This is a genomic window from Chitinophaga rupis (assembly GCF_900109685.1).
Lineage (GTDB): Bacteria > Bacteroidota > Bacteroidia > Chitinophagales > Chitinophagaceae > Chitinophaga > Chitinophaga rupis.
In genome coordinates this window covers 1079726-1101849 of record NZ_FOBB01000001.1, presented here as the reverse complement: position 1 = coordinate 1101849, position 22124 = coordinate 1079726, and the positions used below count along the sequence as shown (strand labels likewise).

At 47.7% G+C, this 22124-nt stretch carries 20 protein-coding genes; 13 read left to right on the top strand and 7 right to left on the bottom strand.

The window, feature by feature from the left end; translation table 11 throughout:
• Window positions 1-41 precede the first annotated feature (41 nt).
• The gene (locus BMZ54_RS04365) at window positions 42-344 is read left to right on the top strand and encodes a hypothetical protein (RefSeq protein ID WP_089906899.1); all 303 of its coding nucleotides are present in this window, start codon (window positions 42-44) and stop codon (window positions 342-344) included.
• Window positions 345-487: 143 nt separating this feature from the next.
• Here the strand turns inward: BMZ54_RS04365 and BMZ54_RS04360 are convergent, their stop codons facing one another.
• Window positions 488-3301, bottom strand: a complete 2814-nt coding sequence (locus BMZ54_RS04360) for an outer membrane beta-barrel family protein (protein ID WP_089906898.1) — start codon at window positions 3299-3301, stop codon at window positions 488-490.
• Between the two features lie 310 nt (window positions 3302-3611).
• On the opposite strand from BMZ54_RS04360, the gene BMZ54_RS04355 reads away from it, so the two are divergent.
• Both BMZ54_RS04355 and BMZ54_RS04350 read left to right on the top strand, forming a co-directional pair.
• Window positions 3612-5048 (top strand): sensor histidine kinase, encoded by a 1437-nt coding sequence (locus BMZ54_RS04355; protein ID WP_162277470.1) that lies wholly within the window; start codon window positions 3612-3614, stop codon window positions 5046-5048.
• An 82-nt stretch (window positions 5049-5130) separates the two neighbouring features.
• On the top strand, window positions 5131-5823 hold the full coding sequence (locus tag BMZ54_RS04350; protein ID WP_089906896.1) for a response regulator transcription factor: 693 nt from the start codon (window positions 5131-5133) through the stop codon (window positions 5821-5823).
• Here BMZ54_RS04350 and BMZ54_RS04345 read toward each other — a convergent pair.
• Window positions 5820-7118: a histidine kinase gene (locus tag BMZ54_RS04345; protein WP_089906895.1), complete on the bottom strand. Its 1299-nt coding sequence runs from the start codon at window positions 7116-7118 to the stop codon at window positions 5820-5822. The genes BMZ54_RS04350 and BMZ54_RS04345 overlap by 4 nt on opposite strands.
• Before the next feature lie 69 nt (window positions 7119-7187).
• Here BMZ54_RS04345 and pheS point away from each other — a divergent pair, with 69 nt between their 5' ends.
• The 3 genes from pheS to BMZ54_RS04330 all read left to right on the top strand — a co-directional run bounded on the left by pheS (window position 7188) and on the right by BMZ54_RS04330 (window position 10481).
• Complete coding sequence (pheS, locus tag BMZ54_RS04340) at window positions 7188-8216, top strand: phenylalanine--tRNA ligase subunit alpha (protein WP_089906894.1); 1029 nt, start codon at window positions 7188-7190, stop codon at window positions 8214-8216.
• A gap of 72 nt (window positions 8217-8288) precedes the next feature.
• Window positions 8289-9152 (top strand): 3-hydroxyacyl-CoA dehydrogenase NAD-binding domain-containing protein, encoded by an 864-nt coding sequence (locus BMZ54_RS04335; protein WP_089906893.1) that lies wholly within the window; start codon window positions 8289-8291, stop codon window positions 9150-9152.
• Window positions 9153-9485: 333 nt separating this feature from the next.
• Window positions 9486-10481 (top strand): NAD-dependent epimerase/dehydratase family protein, encoded by a 996-nt coding sequence (locus tag BMZ54_RS04330; RefSeq protein ID WP_089906892.1) that lies wholly within the window; start codon window positions 9486-9488, stop codon window positions 10479-10481.
• Here BMZ54_RS04330 and BMZ54_RS04325 read toward each other — a convergent pair.
• The 3 genes from BMZ54_RS04325 to BMZ54_RS04315 form a co-directional block, all read right to left on the bottom strand.
• Window positions 10470-11159, bottom strand: a complete 690-nt coding sequence (locus tag BMZ54_RS04325; RefSeq protein WP_089906891.1) for a hypothetical protein — start codon at window positions 11157-11159, stop codon at window positions 10470-10472. The genes BMZ54_RS04330 and BMZ54_RS04325 overlap by 12 nt on opposite strands.
• A gap of 71 nt (window positions 11160-11230) precedes the next feature.
• On the bottom strand, window positions 11231-12175 hold the full coding sequence (locus BMZ54_RS04320) for a UDP-3-O-(3-hydroxymyristoyl)glucosamine N-acyltransferase (protein WP_089906890.1): 945 nt from the start codon (window positions 12173-12175) through the stop codon (window positions 11231-11233).
• A 599-nt stretch (window positions 12176-12774) separates the two neighbouring features.
• Window positions 12775-13485 carry a Crp/Fnr family transcriptional regulator gene (locus BMZ54_RS04315; RefSeq protein WP_089906889.1) on the bottom strand — a complete coding sequence of 237 codons (711 nt, stop codon included), beginning with the start codon at window positions 13483-13485 and terminating at the stop codon, window positions 12775-12777.
• On the opposite strand from BMZ54_RS04315, the gene BMZ54_RS04310 reads away from it, so the two are divergent.
• From BMZ54_RS04310 to BMZ54_RS04280, 7 genes are all read left to right on the top strand, one after another.
• Window positions 13460-14128: a pseudouridine synthase gene (locus BMZ54_RS04310; RefSeq protein ID WP_238386488.1), complete on the top strand. Its 669-nt coding sequence runs from the start codon at window positions 13460-13462 to the stop codon at window positions 14126-14128. The genes BMZ54_RS04315 and BMZ54_RS04310 overlap by 26 nt on opposite strands.
• A gap of 147 nt (window positions 14129-14275) precedes the next feature.
• Window positions 14276-15151, top strand: coding sequence for a YicC/YloC family endoribonuclease (locus BMZ54_RS04305; protein WP_089906888.1), 876 nt, complete (start codon window positions 14276-14278; stop codon window positions 15149-15151).
• Window positions 15152-15158: 7 nt separating this feature from the next.
• Window positions 15159-15650 (top strand): gliding motility lipoprotein GldH, encoded by a 492-nt coding sequence (locus tag BMZ54_RS04300; protein ID WP_162277469.1) that lies wholly within the window; start codon window positions 15159-15161, stop codon window positions 15648-15650.
• Window positions 15647-16663, top strand: a complete 1017-nt coding sequence (locus tag BMZ54_RS04295; protein ID WP_089906886.1) for a sensor histidine kinase — start codon at window positions 15647-15649, stop codon at window positions 16661-16663. Before BMZ54_RS04300 ends, BMZ54_RS04295 begins: the two co-directional genes overlap by 4 nt.
• Window positions 16664-16724: 61 nt before the next feature.
• Entirely contained in the window at window positions 16725-17435 is a 711-nt protein-coding gene (locus tag BMZ54_RS04290; RefSeq protein WP_089906885.1) for a response regulator transcription factor, read from the top strand.
• A gap of 152 nt (window positions 17436-17587) precedes the next feature.
• Window positions 17588-18400, top strand: a complete 813-nt coding sequence (locus BMZ54_RS04285) for a histidine kinase (protein ID WP_143080903.1) — start codon at window positions 17588-17590, stop codon at window positions 18398-18400.
• Window positions 18401-18524: 124 nt separating this feature from the next.
• Window positions 18525-19271 carry a LytR/AlgR family response regulator transcription factor gene (locus BMZ54_RS04280; RefSeq protein ID WP_089906883.1) on the top strand — a complete coding sequence of 249 codons (747 nt, stop codon included), beginning with the start codon at window positions 18525-18527 and terminating at the stop codon, window positions 19269-19271.
• Here the strand turns inward: BMZ54_RS04280 and BMZ54_RS04275 are convergent.
• Together BMZ54_RS04275 and BMZ54_RS04270 are read right to left on the bottom strand one after the other, a co-directional pair.
• On the bottom strand, window positions 19266-20027 hold the full coding sequence (locus tag BMZ54_RS04275) for an SH3 domain-containing protein (protein WP_089906882.1): 762 nt from the start codon (window positions 20025-20027) through the stop codon (window positions 19266-19268). The genes BMZ54_RS04280 and BMZ54_RS04275 overlap by 6 nt on opposite strands.
• On the bottom strand, window positions 20024-21994 hold the full coding sequence (locus BMZ54_RS04270; RefSeq protein WP_089906881.1) for a BatD family protein: 1971 nt from the start codon (window positions 21992-21994) through the stop codon (window positions 20024-20026). Before BMZ54_RS04270 ends, BMZ54_RS04275 begins: the two co-directional genes overlap by 4 nt.
• Window positions 21995-22124 lie beyond the last annotated feature (130 nt).

Below are 22124 nucleotides of genomic sequence, written 5' to 3'. Positions count from 1 at the left end.
TACCTGTTTAAAGCTTTTATAAGAAAAGAGGAGGTTGAAAGATGGAAAAAAGATATACTCCCAGTTTATTGGTTTGCGTGATAATGGACCTTTTAGGTTGTGCAAGTTATGCAGTACCTCTGTTAGGAGAAGTAAGTGACGTTATTTGGGCGCCCATCTCCGCCATTATTTTTTACCGCATGTTTGGCGGTACCCTGGGCACCTTTGGCAGTTTATTCAATTTTATGGAAGAGCTGTTCCCCGGGCTCGATTTCATACCCACCTTTACACTTTCCTGGGTAATGCAGCGCATCGCTCAGGGCTGGAAGGTACAAAAGGTGAAAATGGAAGGACAAAAAGCATGATCAGATGTGGTACTTCACGGTAAGTTACACGTCTACTAAGATACCAAGGTTGTAAGGATTTAAAGTTGGATGCTAGCGGGAACTTATGTGCATTTAAACATGCATCCACCTTTATTTTCTTTCAACCTTTCAAGTTTTCAGGCCTAGCCTCTCGTTCTTATCATCCGCGCACCCCCTGGCATCATTTGCATTGGCATAACATTCCTCATGCGCATATTTTTGTTGCCCCCTTTCTCCCCACCTCCAAAACGGTTCAGGAAATAAGAAAAGCTCAGCAGGCAAAAACGCTGTAATACCCTGGCCTGTACATCCTCAATATAATTCTCGCCCACATTGCGGCTAATGCTTACATTCTGGTTCAGCAGGTCAAAGCCCTGCAGCTTTATAAGGGCCTGCTTATTGCGGAACAGGCTTTTGGATATATAAGCATTCAGCATCGTTACATCCTGGTTATAACCTGCTGCCAGCCCGGTGTTCAGCGTATAGTCCAGGTCAAAGCCAATGTTAAAGCCCAAGGGCAGGTTCACATTAAAATCAAAGGAAAAAAAGTAGTTGAAATAATCGCGGTTATTATCTTTTTGCACGCTATAGCGGGCGCCGTTATAATTTATGCCGCCATTGGTTGAAAAGTCAAACAGCTCGCGGTAGGCGTAGTTAAAGCTTAGCCCCTGGTTTACCATAAAATTGCGCGTAATACCCTTAATGTTGTTAATGTAGCTTACATCCCGGTTCAGGCTAAAATTGGTGGTGGCATTCAGGGAAGTATGCTCTCTTTTAAGGGGAATGGTATTTACCAGGTTACCATTAATGTTATAAGCGCCATTCACATTCACCGGCTGGCTTACCTGCCTGCCCAGGGAATCAAAGTAATTGGCATTAATGATCTTGTTGCTGGTAAGCGCCATGCTTATATTGGCAAATAACCCCTGCATGCTGGAAGGGTTAAAAGTGTTATATCCTATGCTGAAGTTGTTGTTGAAAGAAGGTTTCAGGTCAGGGTTGCCTAACTGAATATACAACGGATTACTGTTGTCCGGCACGGGTTGCAGCTGGTTTACACTAGGCTGCTGGGTACCGCCCCGGTAAAAGAAACGCAGGCGTTTATTATTGTTAAATGCGTAGCTGAAACTGGCGGACGGGAAAAAGTTAAACGTATGCTGCTGCAGCCGGTTCTGCAGGCTGATATTGTTGTTATCCAGGTCACTGTACTGCACATTCAGCCCCAGGCTGTAATCATACGTTTTCTTTTGCGTGCGCAGGCTTACTCCCGCCTGCTGGGTAGAGAAAGTATTCTCAAAGGAATTACTTAAGCTATCATTGGGCCGGTCGTAAATGCCTTTAACAGCATTAAAATCATACGTGAGCTTATCGGATGATGAATAGTTACGGCTCCAGGCATAGGTAAATTCCAGGAAGTGGTCTTTTGCCAGCGGCTCCGTGTAAATGAGGCGTACATTGGTGTTCAGGCCCTTGTTGGTAATATCATTACGCTGGTCTATACTATCTGTTTGAATGGCACCGTTAGGTTGTATAAACAGGTTATTGGAGTGGTTATAGTTCTCCATATCACCGTTGTTGGTGCCCATATTCAGATTGGCACTGAAGGTGCGCCCGGTTTTATGGAACTTTTTGCGATACAGCACATCTGCAGCAAAGGTGGGCGTTGTATTATTGCCGGCATTACGGGTGGTACCGTTGTTCACCAGCTGGTGCGAGCCTCCCAGGGATTCATACAGGTTATCCTGGAAATTGCTGCTGGTAGTATAATTTAAGTTGGGTGAAACAATCAGGGACTGTGTGCTGTCTATCTCATACTCCACCCGCATGTTAAAGTTATGATTGGCGTTGGTGCTGATTGAATTTGAGCGCTGGTTATAGTAGTAGGTAGTATCCGGCAGCAGGTTCTGGCGCGCGCTGTTGCGCTCATTTTCCGTGGTGGTATTGTTATAAAAATAGCTGCCGCTGATACGGAGCCTTTTCGTGAGGTCCTGGCTGTAATTAAGGCCTGCGGTCCAGTTACGGGAAATGCCGTTACCGCCGTTATTACCCATACCCCCGCGCATACCCCGGCCACCACCCATACTCAGTCCGCTGATATCTGTATAACCCTGGTTGTTGACGTTGTTGCCGCTGCCTATGAAAGAGAGCTGCTGATCTTCCCGGAAACGGTTCAGAGAGGTGCTGGCCGCAAAACGTTCACTGGTGCCTGCGCCGGCAGATACCTGGCCGAACATGCCTTTCTTGCGGTCTTTTTTGATGGTGATGTTGATGGCTTTTTCCGTTTGCCCGTCGTTGATACCGGAAAACTGGGCCTGGTCAGATTTTTTATCTATCAGCTGGATCTTGTCTACAATCTCCGCCGGCAGGTTTTTGGTGGCCAGCTTGGGATCATTGCCAAAAAAAGGTTTGCCATCTACCAGGATCTTTTTCACTGTTTCGCCCTGGGCTTTAATGTTACCATCCTTATCTACTTCCACGCCGGGCAGCTTTTTCAGCAATTCCTCCACCACGGCATTCTGCCGGGTTTTGAAGGAGCCTGCGTTGAACTCCAGCGTATCCTTTTTCACGCGGATGGGTGGTTTTATTTCCGTGATCTCAACAGCATCCAGGGTAACACCGGTTTTTTGCAGGGGAATAGCGCCCAGTGCAGCAATGGGCTGTTCCGGAGTAATAGATACGGTTTGTAATAATGGCTGATAGCCCAGGAAAGTGATGTAGAGCTTATAGGTGCCTTCCGGCAGATCGTCCAGGGTAAAGGCGCCTTTTTTATCTGTAAAGGCCGATGCGGCCATGGTGGAATCTTTGGCGTATAACAAAGCCACACTGGCATCTGCCAGCGGCTGTTCGGAGCTTTTATCAGTAAGATGGCCTTTGATCTGTCCTTTCTGCCTCATCTGCCCCCGGACCAGGGTACCACACAGGATAATAAAGACCAGCGTGCATACAAGTGACTTCATCTCTCTATCTGATTATTAACGCTATAGCTTCCTGCTTTTGATGCCTTTTTAGCGTTGTACACCGGCGCTGTAAGTTAATAAGTAAAAACCGGGCGAACATTGCCGCCTACGGAGTTTTACCGCCATTTATCTGCCCTGCGGAAACACTTGATCTTCAGCCGATCATAAAAGATCTAAAAGGATGCGGCTGCTATCCAACTGCCGCCAGGCATGTGCAAAGTACAGATTCTCAGTTAAGCATTCTTATTTACTGTTAATTATTGTTAAGAAAAGGAAGCAGACCCGCCGGGAAAACAATAGTTTTGTTGCCATGCGTAAGCGCATCCGTAACATACTTATACTAATGAGCGTCTGCATCCTGGGGATCTATCTTTTCCAGGGTTACTGGCTCTATAATTCCTACGAAGTACAGTTTGACCAGTTTAACCGGGATATAAACGGGGCGCTGCGTACGGCTTTATTCAATAACCAGTTTATTGAGGCCCGCCGGCTGGTACATTATTACGGCAAGGACACTGCCGCTAAAAAGGGATCCAACCTGGTTTTGCAGCCGGAGCAGCTGAGCGCATCCAACGCTAAAAGAGATTCTGCCCACGCAATGTTAGATGCTATTATGGGCGGGGAGCGCCCCCTGCCGGTGTTTAAACCCGGCACACCTTCCCGTACTTTTGCGGATACGCTGGCCCGGCAAATGTCTGATCTGATATTGTTAAATAACCTTTACGGAGATAGTGTGAACCTGAAAGGGCTGGACTCCAACTTTACCGCGGAGTTGCATAACCGGCAGATTGTAACGGGTTATAAGTTTGACACTTTTCATGTAAACTTCAGCAACTTTTCCCGGGAAAGCTTCCGGGACAGCATGCGCATAAGAGAGCCCCTAAAAACAAGCAAGATGCCTTTTAACCCGGCCAGCAACCTGTTTGTACAGGCTACCTTTGCATCGCCCTTACAATACATTCTGATGAAAATGGTGTGGACGCTGTTTACGTCGCTGGTATTACTAATACTGACCACCCTTTGCTTTATTTACATGCTGCGCACCATCTTAAAACAAAAGCGCTTATCGGATGTAAAGAATGATTTTATCAACAACATGACGCATGAGCTGAAAACGCCCATTGCCACTGTGTATGCGGCGGTAGAGGCTATGCAGAACTTTAACGCATTAAGCGATCAGCGTAAAACAAAGAACTACCTGGATATTTCAAAGCAGGAGCTGCAGCGCCTCTCTGACCTGGTGGAGAAAGTATTGCAGATTGCCGCAGAAGAGAAAGAAGAAATAGAGCTTTTTAAAGAAGAAACAGACCTGAACGACCTGATAGATAACATTATTACCAATCACCAGGTAAAAACCGGCCAGCCGGTACAGTTCCGCTATGATAACCATTTGGATCACCCGCTGGTGTATGTGGACAAAACCCATTTATCCAATGCAGTGAATAACCTGGTGGACAATGCTATTAAATACTCCGGCGATCAGCCGATGGTGCATATCCAGTGCAGCAAAAGCAATGGCCTGCTAACCATAAAAGTGAAGGATAACGGCATTGGCATACCCCGTATTTACCAGGAGAGTATTTTCGACAAATTCTTCCGGGTGCCTACCGGCAACCTGCATAATGTAAAGGGCTTTGGGCTGGGCCTGAGCTATGTGAAAAAGATAGTGGAGCTGCACCATGGCAGCATTACAGTACGTAGTGAGCCGGAAAAAGGCAGTGAATTTACCATGGAGATCCCTGTTTAAAATTTTAGAGCTTAGATTTACGATTTTAGATTTAAAGTGGCCCCAATCTGAAATCTAAAATCGTACATCGTAAATCAGTTTTATGGCAAAAGTATTATTGATAGAGGATGAATACCAGCTGGGCCAGATTGTGAAAGACAGCCTGGAAATGCGCGGCTTTGATATGCTGTACGCAGCAGATGGCAAAGATGGCCTGCGCCTGTACCAGCAGCACCATCCGGATGTGGTGGTGCTGGATATTATGATGCCCAACATGGATGGGTTTAGCGTAACCACAGAGATCCGCAGGCAGGATAAGCTGACGCCCATTATATTCCTTACCGCCAAATCGCAAACGGCGGATGTGGTGAAAGGTTTTGAGCTGGGTGGTAATGACTACCTGAAGAAACCTTTTAGCATGGATGAGCTGATCGTACGTATCAAGGCCCTGCTGAAACGTGCCGGCGAGCAGCCTGCGCGCCTGCCGGGTGTGGAAAGCGGGGAGGTAGTAATGATAGGGCAGTATGCTTTTAACTACATAAAACAAACGCTTACCCGTAATGGTAATTCGGCTTTTCTTTCGCACCGTGAAGCGGAGATACTGCGCCGCCTGTACGATAACAAGAACCAGGTAATGGAGCGTAAAGCTGTGCTGCTGGACCTTTGGGGGGATGATAGCTTTTTTAATGCCCGCAGCATGGATGTGTTCATCACCAAAATACGCCGCTACCTGAAAGAAGATCCGCGGGTACAGATCGTGAACATCCGCGGGGTAGGGTATAAGCTTATTTTTTAAATGACTTGTGTAGCGATCATATCCGGGTTTATATCAAAAGCAATGGTTACTTTGGTGCCGGCCGGCTGGTTACGCGCATCTACCAGGTCGGCCACCTGTATGCTGAAACGGGTATCGAACAGGGACTTGTACAGGTCTACCCGCTCCTGGCATAAGCCCATTCCCCTGGATTGATGCCTGCCTGTTTTTAACCCATTATCCGTGTACCTTGCCGCTTCACTGCGGCCTACCCCATTATCCATGATCTCACATATCACCACCCGCTCATTTTGCTGACGCCATTTAATATGCAGCTGCCGCTCCCCTGTTTTATTCATTAACCCGTGCCAGATGGCGTTTTCAAGGAAAGGCTGTATCAGCATGCCGGGCACATAATATTCGCCGGGGTTAATATCTTCATCTACCTCCATAGTATAGGTAAAGGCATGGTCTGTACGCAGGCATTCTATTTTCAGGTAGTACTGCAGCAGGTCCATTTCATCCCGCAGGGAAATAAAATTCTTTTCCGCATGCATTAACACCATGCGCAGCAGGCGTGCAAAGCTGGAAATATAATCTTCGGCCTTTTGCATTTGCCCGGTAAGCAGGCAGTTATATACCCCGTTCAAGCAGTTGAACAGGAAGTGGGGATTCATTTGTGATTTAAGGGTTACCAGCCGGAACTCAGCCAGCTGCCGGTGCAGCTGCTGCACCTCGGCCTCCTGCAGCTGTGCCTTTTGCTCCGCCAATGTTTTGCCTATTTTAATGGCGCCAATGGCGGCTATTTTTTCCAGCACACGCAGGTGCAGGGGCCTGTAAAAGCCGGGGCGGTGATGTTCGGAATCTATTACGCCTATCACCTTTCCTTCATAACAAATGGGTACAGCTATTTCAGACAGGCGGCGTTTATCGTCCTGTATATAACGGGCATCCTTACTGGTGTTGAATATAATTTCCGGTTTACCGGTAATGGCCACAGTACCGGTTATGCCCTGGCCTACGGGAATTTCAAGCGGCTCTTTTATTTCAAAACGTACAGGGTTCTTGGGGCCATAGGCGGCTTTTTGCACCAGCACCTGCCGGTCTGCATCCAGCAGGTATATGACACAATCTTCAAACTGTAAGTGGCGGATGCAGTTCTTGGCGATATCCCACAGGATATCGTCGATCGTATTTTTTCCAAAAAGGGAGGTTGCAAAATAAGTAACCGTTGCTTCTGCCTGATATTTTCGTTTATACCTTAGCAGTAGTAGGACGAGGATAACAATACACACCAGTAGCGCAATTACTGCTCCAATGTTGCCCGCGACAGTCATAGTGGGTATTTGTACCCTAAAAGGTAAGATTTTTTTGGCAAATGTGAATTCTCTTATCTTTGTTGCCCTATGGAGCAGATAGTACAGCAAATAACGGCCTACACACAGGAAATACAGGCCTTTGAACCTAAAACGGCAGATGAGCTGGAACAATACCGCATTAAGTTCCTTGGAACAAAAGGGATTGTAAAAGCCATGTTCGGGGAAATGAAGCAGGTACCCAATGAACGTAAAAAGGAGTTCGGGCAGGTATTGAACAGCTTTAAGCAGATAGCGGAAGAACGCTATACGCAGTTTGAGCACTTAAAGGATGGCGCCGGCCAAACGCAGGCTGCGGTGGACTTTAGCCTGCCTGCAGAAGCGCACCGCCTGGGTACCCGCCACCCTATCAGCATTGTACGCAATAAGATCATCAACATATTTGCACGGCTGGGTTATACAGTAGCCGAAGGCCCGGAAATTGAAGACGACTGGCACAACTTTACGGCGCTGAACCTGCCGGAAAACCACCCGGCGCGTGATATGCAGGATACCTTTTACATCAGCAAGAATCCCGACTGGCTGCTGCGTACCCATACTTCCAGCGTGCAGGTACGCACCATGGAGGCCGGTAAGCTGCCCATACGCGTAATATGCCCGGGCCGGGTGTACCGTAATGAAACCATCAGCGCCCGCGCACACTGCTTCTTTCACCAGGCAGAGGGTTTGTACATTGATGAAAATGTATCTTTTGCCGATCTGAAACAAACGCTGTATCACTTTGTGAAGGAGCTGTTTGGCGAGGAGGTGCGCATCCGCTTCCGCCCTTCTTACTTCCCGTTCACAGAGCCCAGCGCAGAAATGGATATTTCCTGCATTATCTGCGGGGGCGAAGGCTGCTCCGTATGTAAGCATACCGGCTGGGTTGAGATATTGGGCTGTGGTATGGTGCATCCCAAAGTGCTGGAAAACTGCGGCATTGATCCTGAAAAATATACCGGCTTTGCTTTTGGAATGGGTATAGAACGTATTACCATGCTGAAGTACCAGATCAAAGACCTTCGATTATTCTCCGAAAATGATACCCGCTTCCTGGAACAGTTCACGGGCGCGGTATAGCTATAGATAATAAAAGAAAAGGTGAAAGCATGCTTTCACCTTTTCTTTTTTTGACCTTACACCCCCTTCTTCATGATCGCTCTCCACGAAATTAAAACCATTGCCGTGTGCGGCGCCGGTACTATGGGCGCCGGTATAGCACAGGTGGCGGCTGCCAGCGGGTACCAAACGCTTTTGTTTGATATACAGCCTGCCATGCTGGACAAAGCAAAGGCACAGATAACCCAAAACCTGGATACTGCAGTAGCGAAAGGCAAACTCACTGCTGCGGATAAAACCGCTACGCTGCAACGCCTGCAATTTACCTCCCGGCTGCAGGATTGCGTGGCAGCAGTGATCATAGAAGCCATTGCAGAGCAAATAGAAGCTAAAACAGGACTGTTTAACCAGCTGGCGGAACTTAACCACAGCGATGCCATTTTTGCCAGTAATACCTCCTCATTATCCGTTTCCCGTATAGCTGCAGGCGTTATAAATCCATCGCGGGTAGTGGGTATGCATTTCTTTAACCCGGCTCCGCTTATGAAGCTGGTAGAGGTGGTAACCGCAGCAAACACCAACCCTGAAACAGCAGCGCTGGTGTATGAGCTGGCCAAAAGCATGGGCAAAACACCGGTGCATGTAAAAGACGCCCCGGGTTTTATTGTGAACCGGGTGGCCCGGCATTATTACCTGGAGGCCATGAAAGCTGCTGAGCAGGAGCTGGCAGACTTTGCTACCATTGACCGTTTGCTGGAAAGCACAGGTTTCCGTATGGGGCCTTTTGCATTGATGGACCTGATAGGGAATGATGTGAACCTGGCAGTAACCCGATCCTTATACAACGCTTTTGATCAGGCGCCGCGTTTTGCCCCCAATGAGCTGCAGGCCAGCAGAGTGGCGAAGGGAGAGCTGGGGCGGAAGAGCGGAAAGGGGTTTTATAATTATGAGAGATAGCCGGGGAATCAATTACGACCCGCCGAAAACGGCGCATAGCCAGCCCCGCCAAACAGGAAATGCCATTGAAAATAATTATGAATAATTACGAATTGGGTGCATGAGGCATGTACTTCAGTGAAGTATTGCTTTTCCATTGCGAATTTGTTATTTCGTTAGGCAGGATGGTCGGGATAGGGATTATGTATGGGGTAGCTGGGATGCTTATTAGTAAAGGATTTACTGGAAATGGTTTACAAGGTCTAATAATGATTGATCATATAAAATGCCTGAAATCGCTGCATTTAATTCGTAATTCGTAATTGATAATTCGTAATTCTTACTTTTGCGCTCATGATCTTAGTTACCGGCGGAACAGGTTTTTTAGGCAGTAATCTATTACGGGCACTGGTAAAGGCCGGCAAGCCCGTACGCGCTTTATACCGCCAGCAGATACCCGAAACATTACAGGATATACAATCACAGATAACATGGTTCCAGGGCGATGTGCTGGATGTTATAAGCCTGGAAGAAGCCATGCAGGGTATTACACAGGTATACCATTGTGCCGCCGTAGTATCTTTTCTGCCTGCTGCACACCGCAGCATGATGCAGATAAATATTGAAGGTACCGCTAACATAGTGAACCTTGCCCTGGATGCCGGTGTGCAAAAGCTGGTGCATGTGAGCTCTGTTGCTGCCCTGGGCCGTACAAAAGAGGGCGTGCCGGTAAGTGAGGAAAGCGAGTGGGTGGAAAGCCGTAGTAACTCCCAATACGCGGTTAGCAAATACCGCAGTGAAATGGAAGTATGGCGCGGCGTAGCAGAAGGATTACCGGCAGCTATTGTAAACCCATCCATTATCCTGGGCAGCAGCTACTGGCACGATGGTTCCGGTGCGCTGTTTAAGAATGCCTGGAAAGAATTTCCCTTTTATACCAAAGGCATTAACGGCTATGTGGATGTGGAAGATGTGGTGAAGGTAATGTGCGCGCTAATGGATAGTGATATCAGCGGGGAACGTTACCTGCTTTCTTCAGAGAACTGGAGCTATTACGATCTTTTTGCTGAAATGGCTGCACAACTGGGTAAAAAACCGCCGCATATCAATGTGCAGCCCTGGCTGGCGGAAGTGGTGTGGCGTATGGAGAAAGTGAAAGGCTTGTTCTCCGGCAGTAAACCCCTGGTTACAAAAGAAACCGCCCGTACCGCCCAAATGAAAATATACTATAACACGGATAAGATCTTACAGGCATTACCGGAATTCCGGTTCACCCCGTTAAAACAAACCATTGCCCGTGTTTGTAAAGACTTTTTACAAGACGCAGCCGCGGGTAAGCTATCTAAATAACAAGGCGCCTATTGCGGCTGCCAGCACCTTTTCCGTATCGGCCTTCACACGCTTGCTTACCCATACCCGGGGCTGCTCTCCCGGCATCACCGCCGCTACTGCATTGCCCTTTATATGGAACTCATAACACACCTTCTCATAAGAGTTTACAATACCAAAACGGTTATGCGCAGTAACACGGATCTCTGTATCCGGTGAGCGCAGTATGCCAATGGGTTTATTATCATTCAGCTCCAGGTAATGCGGGTTTTTTAACAGCAGCTCCCAGCGTACCAGCGGGTTACTTTGGGTACCGTTAATAAGAATGTAAAAAAGCGGATTGGTGGGAGGCGTTTTTTCCAGCCAGTCGGGTAAAGCACGGCCGGAGAAACTAACGCGCGGCGTGCTTAAAGCCTGTACCAGTATTTGCTCGCTGCTGTCTTTTACCAGGAAATTAAAAGGGTTCTCAACGTTCTTAAAAGTAATGTTGGTGGCGCTGGCCACACTGTTCTTACGGGCGGTAGTGGTATAAGCGCCGTAATGGAATGTTTTGGCAGAGAACCAGCCATCGCTGATCTCTACCTTCCACTCCTGGTCATCAGTATAAAGATCCTGCGCAGCAGCGGGTGTTGTTGTATTAACAGGGCTGGCAAAGCATAGAACAGCAGCAACAAAGCTCTGTAAAAGGGATATATGCATGATATTAGCGGTTGGCTATTATTGGGCTATTAGCTTTTAGCTATTAGCCGTTAGCTGCTAAAAGCTAAAAGCTATTTATTCATTACTTTTTCCCACAGTTCAGGGATACGTTTTATCCAGTTCAGCTCTTTCATTTTATTGCGGGCATCTTCTACCGGTGAGCCAAAGTATGTTTTACCACCTTCCAGTGAGCTGGGTACGCCTGATTGTGCCAGCACTACGGCATCTTTACCGATCACCAGGTCTTTGGATACGCCTACCTGTCCCCAGAGGATCACGTTATCTTCTATACGGGCTTTGCCACCAATGCCTACCTGTGCGGCGAACAGGCAGTTGCGGCCTATTACGGTACCATGGCCAATGTGTATCATGTTATCCAGCTTGGTGCCCTGGCCTATGATGGTATCACCGCTTACACCTTTGTCAATGGTGCAGCCGGCGCCTATTTCCACATCACTTTCAATAATAACCCGGCCGCAGCTTTCCATTTTATCATACATCACGGCGCGTTCCTTCCTTTTTTTAAAGTAAAACGCATCGGCGCCAATAACGGTACCTGCATGAATGATCACGTTATCGCCAATAACAGTATGGTCATAAATAGTAACGTTGGGATGTATGAGGCAATTGCTGCCTATACGCACATGATTACCAATGAATACGTTAGGTTGTATGATGGTGTCTTCACCTATTACGGCGGTATCGCTGATGGGTTTGGAGGAGGGTTCAAACGGACGGAAATGTTTTACCAGGGATACATAGGCACTAAACGGATCGTCGGTAACCAACAGCGCCTTACCTGCCGGGCAGGCTACTTTTTTATTGATGATGATAATGGTGGCTGCAGAATTAAGGGCTTTATCATAGTACTTCTCAAAGTCCACAAATGATATATCTCCTTCCTGTACTTTATGGATCTCATTGATACCGGAGGCCATCAGCTGATGGTTGCCTTCCAGCGCTGCGCCTATCATAGCGGCTATCTCTGTAACGGCAACAGGTGCTTCAAACTTCATAGCATATTGAATTAGTGAGTGATTTTAGGTGAGCAAAGTTAGGTGAAAGTTTGATGCAGATGAAAGGAAGTAAGAAGTACTTCTTTACTTCCATCTTCGTTCAGCAGACTGTTGTTATCCACACTTTTTTTAGTGGTGTGAATAAAATTTTTTGTAAAATTTTTCTTTTGTCATAAAATTCTTTTTAATATTGTGTAGGGAATTTTGTTTCCCTGTACTTACTAACCCATTCACATAACAAGAAAGTCTGATTGTTCGCACGGTCAGACTTTTTTTATTGCCTTTAAAACCCGCTACTACCCAGCGTTTCAGCTTACAGCCATTTTTATCATCTTCAAAAGCATCATCTCCTTACATTGCTTTTTATCCTTTTCATCCGGGTATCATGCACAACAAGCAAAGGGCTGTTTTTTGCTTTTTGGACCTTTAAAGCCCTGCTTTACCCAAAATTTTTTTGTGTAAGCGCATTAAAAATGCGGCGATGATCCATAAAACATCCTTTAACGCATAAAAAAGCAGTAACCCCGGCTTAAAAAGCGGTGAAAAAGAAAGGAAATTATAACGTTGCGGGATACACGTAGTATAAATGAAAACCCTTGTTAATCCTGAAGATTAGCGGCTTTTATAAGGTGGTTCATTTGCAGCAGGCGTATTTTTTTGCCTTCCAGTTCTATGAGGCCGTCTTTCTTAAATTCGGAGAGTAAGCGGATGGCAGATTCTGTAGCGGTACCTACCAGGTTGGCAATTTCTTCTCTTGAAAGGCGAACGTTCAGGGTTTGTCCGTCGCTTTCTACGCCATAGGTTTCATGAATGAATAACAGGGTTTCCGCTAAGCGTTCCCTTACCGGTTTCTGAGCCAGGTGGGTGATCTTTAATTCAGCTTTGCGCAGTTCGCTGGATAGGATGCGCATCATTTCAAAAGAAAGGCCGGGATCTTTTTGCAGTACGTTCAGGAACAGGTCTTTGGGGATAAAACATACCTGTGCATCTTCCAGCGCTACCGCGGTAGCGGTATACCGTTCGCCGCTTAATAAGGCTTTATAACCCATAATATCCCCTTCTTTTACCAGGCGTATGATCTGTTCGCGGCCGTCGTCGCCGCTATGGGTGAGTTTTATTTTTCCGGAGTTAATGCAGTAGATACCAAATGAGTGAGCGCCTTCCTGGAAAATGACCTGTCCTTTTTTGTATAATGAGCATACACGGGCTTCATCAATAGCCGTGATATTTTCTCCCTCCGCTTTGCAAAAGATAGAACCAAAGCGGGCTTGACAATGTTGACAGGTGATCTGTTTAAGAGGTGTGCCCATATGTGATGCTGCAAAATTACTAATTTGCAGGGCGTTCACCAAAGACCATTATCAGCTGTTGTTGTACTATTACGTTATTTATAAGCCTTACCAGGTACTTACACAGTTCAGTAAGGAAGCAAACAAAGCCTGCCTGGCTGATTATTTTGCCGTACCTAAAGATGTGTATCCTGTTGGGCGGCTGGATTATGATAGTGAAGGACTATTGATATTAACCAACGATAAAACGTTGAACCACCGTTTATTAAATCCGCGTTTTGCACATGAAAGAGAATATTGGGTGCAGGTAGACGGCGCCATTACACCTGCTGCAATAACGCAGCTGCAGCAGGGCGTGACAATTAACATTGATGGTAAACCCTATAACACCCAACGCTGCAAAGCAGCTTTATTTGAAACTCCGCCGCCGGTACCGGAACGTAACCCGCCTATACGCTTCCGTAAAGAAATACCGGCTCCCTGGATACAGCTAATGCTTAAAGAAGGCAAGAACCGGCAGGTGCGTAAAATGACGGCGGCTGTTGGTTTCCCGACGTTGAGGCTTATCCGTTACCGGATAGCCGGTCTTACCCTTGACGGCCTGCAGCCCGGAGATATGCTGCAGCTGGAACGGGAAGCGGTGTACAATGCCCTGTTTAAATAAGCCATTGGCCGTTGGCTTTTAGCTGTTAGCAGGAGCCATTAGCTAAGGGCTAAAAGCTAATCGCTAACAGCTAAAAGCTAATCGCTAACAGCTATCCTTTGCGCTTTCCACTAATTTAGCTAGGTTTGTTACCAACAAACATTCCATATGCTGAAATCAATGACCGGGTTTGGAAGGGCAGAAAGCACGCGCGGAGAGACTATTATAACCGTTGAGATAAAATCTTTGAACGGTAAACAGTTTGAGGTGAATCTGAAATTATCCCCCTTATTAAGGCCGTACGAGTTTGACATCCGCAACCAGCTGCAGCAAACCTTGCAGCGCGGCACGCTGGATGCTACCATCAACATACGTCAGAACGGCGCTACCCGGCCGGTTATGGTAAATACGGAGCTGGCCAAGTTCTACTATCAATCCATTACCACCCTGGCAACAGAGCTGAACCTGCCGCAGGATGATATGCTGAATGTGCTGATGAAGCTACCGGAAGTAATAACCCCGGCCACTGAACAGATTGCAGAAGAGGAATGGCTGGCCATTCAGAAGGTATTAAGATCCGCACTGGAAGAACTGGATACCCACCGCCAGAATGAAGGCACCGTACTGGAGGCCGACCTGCTGCTGCGGATAGAGAATATAGAAAGCTATTGTGTAAAGGTACGGGAGCTGGACCCCCTGCGTAAAGACCGTATACGCCAGCGTTTGGAACAGCTGCTGTCAGACTATGTAGGTAAGGAGAATGTGGATGCCAACCGTTTGGAGCAGGAGCTGATCTTTTATTTAGAGAAGCTGGATATCTCTGAGGAGCTAGTGCGCCTGGAAAACCACTGCCGTTACTTTAAGGAGATACTGCGTGAAGCAGATATGGCCAAGGGTAAAAAACTGGGTTTTGTGCTGCAGGAAGTAGGACGTGAAATAAACACCACCGGCTCTAAAGCCAACGATGCCGGCATACAGCAATGGGTGGTATTAATGAAAGACGAACTGGAAAAGGCCAAAGAACAAGTATTAAATGTACTATAGTCAACTTATGAAACAAATGGGGGCAGCCATTGTAATGGGCTGCCTGGGACTGGCATCCTGCCTGCCGGTTAAAATGGATGCCTATGAAAAGAACCAGGAAATACCGGGGCACCAGTGGAGCTATCAATACAAGCCAGTATTTGAAGTAACCATTAAACCGGAAGACACAGCCTACCTGTATAACATTTATGTAAACATCCGCCACCAGGATGCTTACCCCTACAGCAATATATGGGTGCTGGTAAATACCCAGCTCCCGGGCGACAGCAGCCTGCAGCAACCCCGCCGGGTAGAGCTGCCGCTGGCAGATGCCTCCGGCAAATGGTTAGGCAGCGGGCTGGATGATATTTATGAGCACCGCATTCCTATCCAGCAACAGGCCATCCTGAACAAGCCCGGCACCTATCGTTTTACATTTGAACAAAATATGCGGCAAAATCCGCTGCCTTATGTGATGAATGTGGGACTGCGGATAGAGAAAGCCGGCGCACGGCCATGAGACGTTTCTTACATAAACTACAGGATCAGAAGGTAACTTCCTTCATTTACCTTTTTGTATTGGCCTATACCATACTGGCACTGGTATGGTGGGGCGTGCTGCTGTACCTGCAGGGCAGGCAGATCACCGGTTTTGAGCGGCGCAACCTTGAGCTGCGTATTGATAACGTGGCGCACCCCGTGGAATACCAGATGGAGCTGCAGCGCATAGAAAAGGATGAGCGCATGCGCACCTTTAAATTCTTTGGAGAAGGGGGCACCTTCCTGGGTATTATACTGGTAGGCGCCTTTTTTGTATACCGCTCCATATGGAAACATATGAAGCTTACCCAGCAGCAGCAGAATTTTATGATGGCGGTAACACACGAGCTAAAATCGCCCATAGCTGCTGCAAAACTAAACCTGGAGACCATTCGCAAACACAAGCTGGATGAGGAAAAGCGGCAAAAGCTGGTAGAGAATACCATTAAAGAGACCGACCGCCTGGACCAGCTGTGCAACAATATACTGTTAGCCTCCCAGCTGGAAGCAGACCGTTATAAGCTGTTCAGGGAGCCGCTGGATTTTTCAGCCCTGCTGGATGGTAATATCAAAGAGCTGCAGGCGCGCATTACTACCCACACCATTGTAGCTGATATACAGCCCCGTATATGGGTGGAAGGCGATAAATTCATGCTGCAGATGGTATTGAGCAACTTAGTTGAAAATGCGGTAAAATATGTGCCCAAGCAAAGCGTCATCAAGGTACGTTTACACGAAAACGGACATGTATTAAAGTGGCAGGTATCTGACCAGGGGCCGGGCATACCGGTGGAAGAGCGGAAGCGGGTGTTCCTGAAGTTTTACCGTATTGGCAATGAAAATACCCGTAAGGCAAAGGGCTCCGGCCTGGGCCTGTTCCTTACCCAAAAGATCATGGAACAGCATGGGGCTACCATACAGGTAAAGGATAATACCCCTTCAGGCGCCTGCTTTGAGATCAGCTGGCCGTTATATTCCGTGCAAACGGCGTAAATTTGCACCACGGTTTTCAATTCCGACAATCTGTAAAGCGGAAGATGTAACTTAGAAGGATATGAAAGAAGCAACGAAAGCATCTATACTATTGGTAGAAGATGAGGAAAACCTCCAGGAAGCGCTGAAGCTGAACCTGGAGCTGGAAGGTTATGAGGTAACAGCAGCAGATAATGGCACCACTGCGCTAAAGGCAGTGAAGAACGAATATTTTGACCTCATTATACTGGATATTATGCTGCCGGAAATGGATGGCATAGCCGTGTGTGAGAACATCCGTATACAAAATAATGATGTGCCCATCCTGTTCCTGAGCGCCCGCAACAGCAGTGCCGACCGCGTGCTGGGCCTTAAAAAAGGGGGGGATGATTATATGACCAAACCCTTTAACCTGGAAGAGCTGCTGTTAAGGGTGGAAAAGCTGATCGTAAAGAACAAGCGTATACAGGATAAGGATAGTGTGCCCAACGTTTACCGCTTTGGCAATAACACCATTGATTTTGCTGCGCAGGAATGCATAGGGAAGGATGGGAAAAGCTATGAGCTGAGTAAAAAAGAGACCATGCTCCTGAAGCTGCTGATAGAGAACAAGGGGGAGGTAGTAACCCGCGAAAAGATACTGCAGGTAGTATGGGGCTATAACGTGTACCCCACCACCCGCACCATTGATAACTTTATCCTGAACTTCCGCAAATACTTTGAGGAAGACAGCCGTAACTCCAAATACTTCCACTCTGTAAGAGGCGTTGGTTACAAGTTTACGGAACAGTAATTTACCCCGAACCACTTATAATAGTTTTCCCTCCAATTGCAATATAAATACTGCCTTGTAGTAATTGGCACTTTACATTGAGTGCGATTTAGTAGATATTTAATAGGTGTACCAGCTACACTTTGCTATTGATCCTTTTGTAAACCTTATTAGTGTTACTGCAATCCGGGCATATGTTTTCAGCGGGCGATTGGAACTATTGGTTATTCTTCTTATTAAGCATAGCGCTTATCTGCTGCTTATTTTACCGCCGCGAAAGAAGTATCAGGCGTAACTCCACCAGGGAAATAGACCGGCGGCAATCTATGGTGAATCTTGAGCTGCATGCCTTTCAGGCGCAGATGGATCCCCATTTCATCTTCAACAGTTTAAACGCAATTCACCATTACATCCTCAGCACCAGCACGGATATGGCCTCCCTGTACCTGACGCGCTTTTCAAAGCTTATGCGCCTCATGATAGCTAATTTTAACAAAGAATGGATTAGCCTGGAGGAAGATGTGGAAGCCCTGGAGCTGTACATTCAGCTGGAGCAGCTGCGTTTTGAACCGCAGTTCGTGTATAAGCTGCACCTTTCACCGGAAGTAAGCCACCAGTTCACCCTGGTACCCCCTATGATCATACAGCCTTATGTGCAGCAGGCCATCTGGCACCGCATACTACAGCGTCCGCAAAAAAGCGGCGGCCGGCTGGAAGTATTTATTGGCCGCCACCAGGACCAGCTATTTATACAGGTAGAGGATAATGGCGTGCGCGGGGAGCTGCAGCCCGCCTCCTATGCAGCCACGCAGCTGAGCCGCAACGTAGCCATTGCGGCGGAGCGCCTGCAGATAATGAGTGAAAAGTACCACATACACGCCCAGGTAACAGAGCAGGATATTTATGACGAGCCTTCCCAAACCAGTGTTAGCCGTATTACTATTAACCTTCAGCATATTACCAGCCGCCACCAGCAGGCCGGGTGAGCATAGCCACCGGCTGCAGTTAAAAACGCGGTTTACATTTTATTTTCGTAATTTTTAGGTGGGACAGATCCGTAACTGAAGACTAGGCCAACTAACTATCCATCACTATTGCCAATTGCCACCAATGCGTGCCATTATTGTGGATGACGAAAAACACTGTCGTGATGTGTTAATGCTGCTCCTTAGCCGGCATTGCCCGGATATTACCATTGATGCTGTTTGCGTTGACGGGCCAACTGCGCTGGAAGCCATTGAAAGGCAGCCCCCGGAGTTGTTGTTCCTGGATGTGGAAATGCCCGGAATGAATGGTTTTGAGCTGCTGGAAGCCTGCCCTGCCACACCTTTTTCCGTGATCTTTACTACGGCATATGATCAATACGCCATCCGCGCCATTCGCCACAGCGCGCTGGATTATCTTTTAAAACCTATTGATAAGGATGAGCTGTTAAGGGCCGTGGAAAAAGCGGCTGCCCGCCAGCTGCTCCTTACCGGCACCAAGCTTCAGCACCTGTTACAGTTCCTGCATGAGCACCTGCAGGCTAATGAACGCCTGGCCCTGCCCACACTGGAAGGCCTGCGCATGGTGCTGCCCAAAGATGTAATGTACTGTATGGCGGAGGGCGCCTATACCCGGCTGCTGCTGCAGGATGGCCAAAACCCGCCGCTGATATGCCGCACGTTAAAAGAAGTGGAAGCGGTGCTGAAGGACAAAGGATTTTTCAGGGTGCATCACAGCTACCTCATTAACCTTTCCTTTATGGATAAATATATTAAGGGAGACGGAGGAGAGATCATTATGAGCGATGGCGCCAGCATACCGGTATCGCGGCAGCGCAAGCAGGAGTTTATGGCGCGGATCGAGAAGTTATAAACGTTTCACCTCATCGCAGGCTATCCACCCGGTTTTACCATCTGCCAGCTGCACTTTGCAGTAATCCGCAGTGGCATCCAATACCTGCACTTTCATACCTTCATTCAGCTCAAACAGGTCTTTGCCGTTCTGGTCCGGCGCTGCTTTGGCCTTTATGCCGCTGTTCATAACAATGCCGGTATGGTGGCTATGCAGGCTGCTGTAGGTGTAAATGGCCATGAACAGGTATGCAACAAACACTACACCTATAACGCTAACCCCCATACGAACGATACGATTATTAAAACGCGCTGCCAGCAAATAAGCCAGCACCCCGCCGATCAGCAGCCAGAATAACACCAGGCTGCCAACTGCCCAGCCATTGGGTGTATGCAGGTGCTCCCACTGCTGCCACCATTTCTGGAAGAACAGTAAAGGCAGTTCATCGGTAAAGCCCTGTACGCGCTGGTTAGCCAGGTCCAGATTATGAATAACGGATTCATTATACGGGTTAAGCTGTAATGCTTTTTCGTAGTTGTAAATAGCCTGACCGGTGCGGTTGCTTTTGTAGTAGGCGTTGCCTGCGTTGAAGTACAGATCCTCCAGCGGATAACCTTCATTGATCAGCTGCTGATATATGCCGGCAGCCTCTGTGTATTTATTTTGCTGGTACAGGGTATTGGCTTTTTCAAACCGCTGCTGCGGCGTAAGATCCTGCGCCTGCAGGGTATTATAACCCAGCAGCAATAAAAGGATTATATAGCGTACCGGTCTCATACTACTTGTTGCTTCGTTTTCAATTGCTCCTCCAGCTGGCTGATCACTTTTACAGCCTGCTGGTAAGTGCCCTGCATTTTATCGTTGCTTTGTGCCGGTGCATACAGCGCCATTTCACAGTTATCCAGCAGGTCAAAAAGCTGCAGGGTATTCTCCCCGTTGATCCGGCGGCCGGCCAGCTTGTTTTGTACCAGCTGTTTATTCAGATCGGCAAAGGGAATTTCCAGCTTATGGCTCAGGTAACCCCATACGGCGCGGGAAGTTTCTTCATAAAAAGCGCGGTCCTTACCTTCTTTCAGGTAACGGGCAGCCAGCTCCAAACGTTTCAGCGCTGCCTTGTTGGCATAGCGGTGTTTAAGCAGGGCGGCATTATTTTGCTGGTAGTGCTGGCGGCGGCGGTATAAAATGCCTGCTATCAATGCTATAATGGGTATCAGCAATAACAGGTAGTACCATACGCTGCCGAGTAAAAAGCCGGCATCTTTGCTCCAGCGCTGCGGCGCCAGGTGCACAGGTATCAGCACATTTTTATCAACGCTGAAATCTTCCTTATCACGTTTATTCTGTTTGCCCGGCGTTACTTTAATATTAAACGCCTGCGACTTAATGGTTTTATAGGCATGCGCTACGGGATCAAAGTACGAGAACTCAACCGGCGGAATGGTTTGGTCGCCTGCTTCCAGCGGCATTAGCGCAAACTCAAACTGCCGGCTTCCGGAAAGCGGGTTACTGTTCTTTTCAATATTGTCGGTAACCTTGGGATCGTATTTTTCAAAGCTGCCGGGGATCTCAACCTTCGGCTGGTTCAGCAGGTTCACATTACCCTGGCCGGAGATATTCACTTTTAAGGTCAGCGCATCATCGGTAGTAAGCGTGGTTTTATCAATGGTGGCGCTCATGTTAAAGTGCCCTACCGCGCCGTTGTAGCTGGGCGGGCGGGTATCAACCGGTAATGGTTTTACCGTGATCTTTACCGGGGTGCTCTGGATCTTGTACGGCACATCTTCATAAGATACTTCGGGCCGGTTAAAGAAATCATCAAAGAACGGATCATTAAAGGGATCTTTAAAACCGGGATCATTGAAGAAATCTTCAAACGGGTCCCTGGACCGCTTGCGGTTATCGTGTGAAAGCTTTACCAGGCGTACCTGGTTATCCACTTCTACCGGGTCCAGCTCCAGGTTACCGGATTGTAAGGGGAACAGCAGCGTTTTACGGATGGTGAAAACTTTGAACAGCTGCCCGTTTATACGTTCCGTAGTGGCCTGCGGCGGGTTAGGCAGCTCAATATCTTTAGCAGAAAAACCTTTGAATGCCGGTACGCGTGTTACGCTGGAATTAGTGGGCAGGCGGGTATACAGTTTATACGTAGCCGTTAGCTGCTCGCCTTCGTACAGGTTGGTTTTATCTACATCTACTTTCAGAAAAATATTTTTACGCAGCTTGGCATCCACATCTTCGCCCTTACGCAAAATGCCTTCGGCCACATCCTCATCCGGGCCGCGGTGGCTGGGTTGGAAGCCGGGTGGCTGTTGTGTGGGTGCCTGCGGTGGCGCAGCGTTGTGATTAACACTTTTGATCACCTCAATAGTAACAGGATTGGAATGTACCACATTCCCATTTACCCGGGCCATAGCGCCGGATAAGGTAAAGTTACCGGTACGTTTGGGCTGCAGTACATAGATCAGCGCTATGTATTCAGAGCGGCGGCCGTTGTAAATGGATTGACCCTGTACCTGGGAGGGGCCCTGCATTACTTCAAAATCTGTAAACGCCGGTGGTGTAAAGCTGGCTACATTGGATGCATTTTCCAGCATGAACTGTATCTGGAAAGGTTCATCCTGCGCAACACGGGTGCTGCTTACATTGGTAGTAAAACGGAATTCCTGGGCCGTAGCGCAAGCTATAACGCCCAAACAAAAAAAGAGGGACAGTGCCCACTTCCTTATTTTAACCTGACAGACCATATCTCGTTGACAAATTTAACCAAAGCCTATGCTGTGGAGCTGATTTCGCCGTTAAAAGTTAGTTAAAAAAATAATAAAATATGATAGTAGAAACTGTAACCAGCAAGGATTTGGATAATGTGCTGATGTG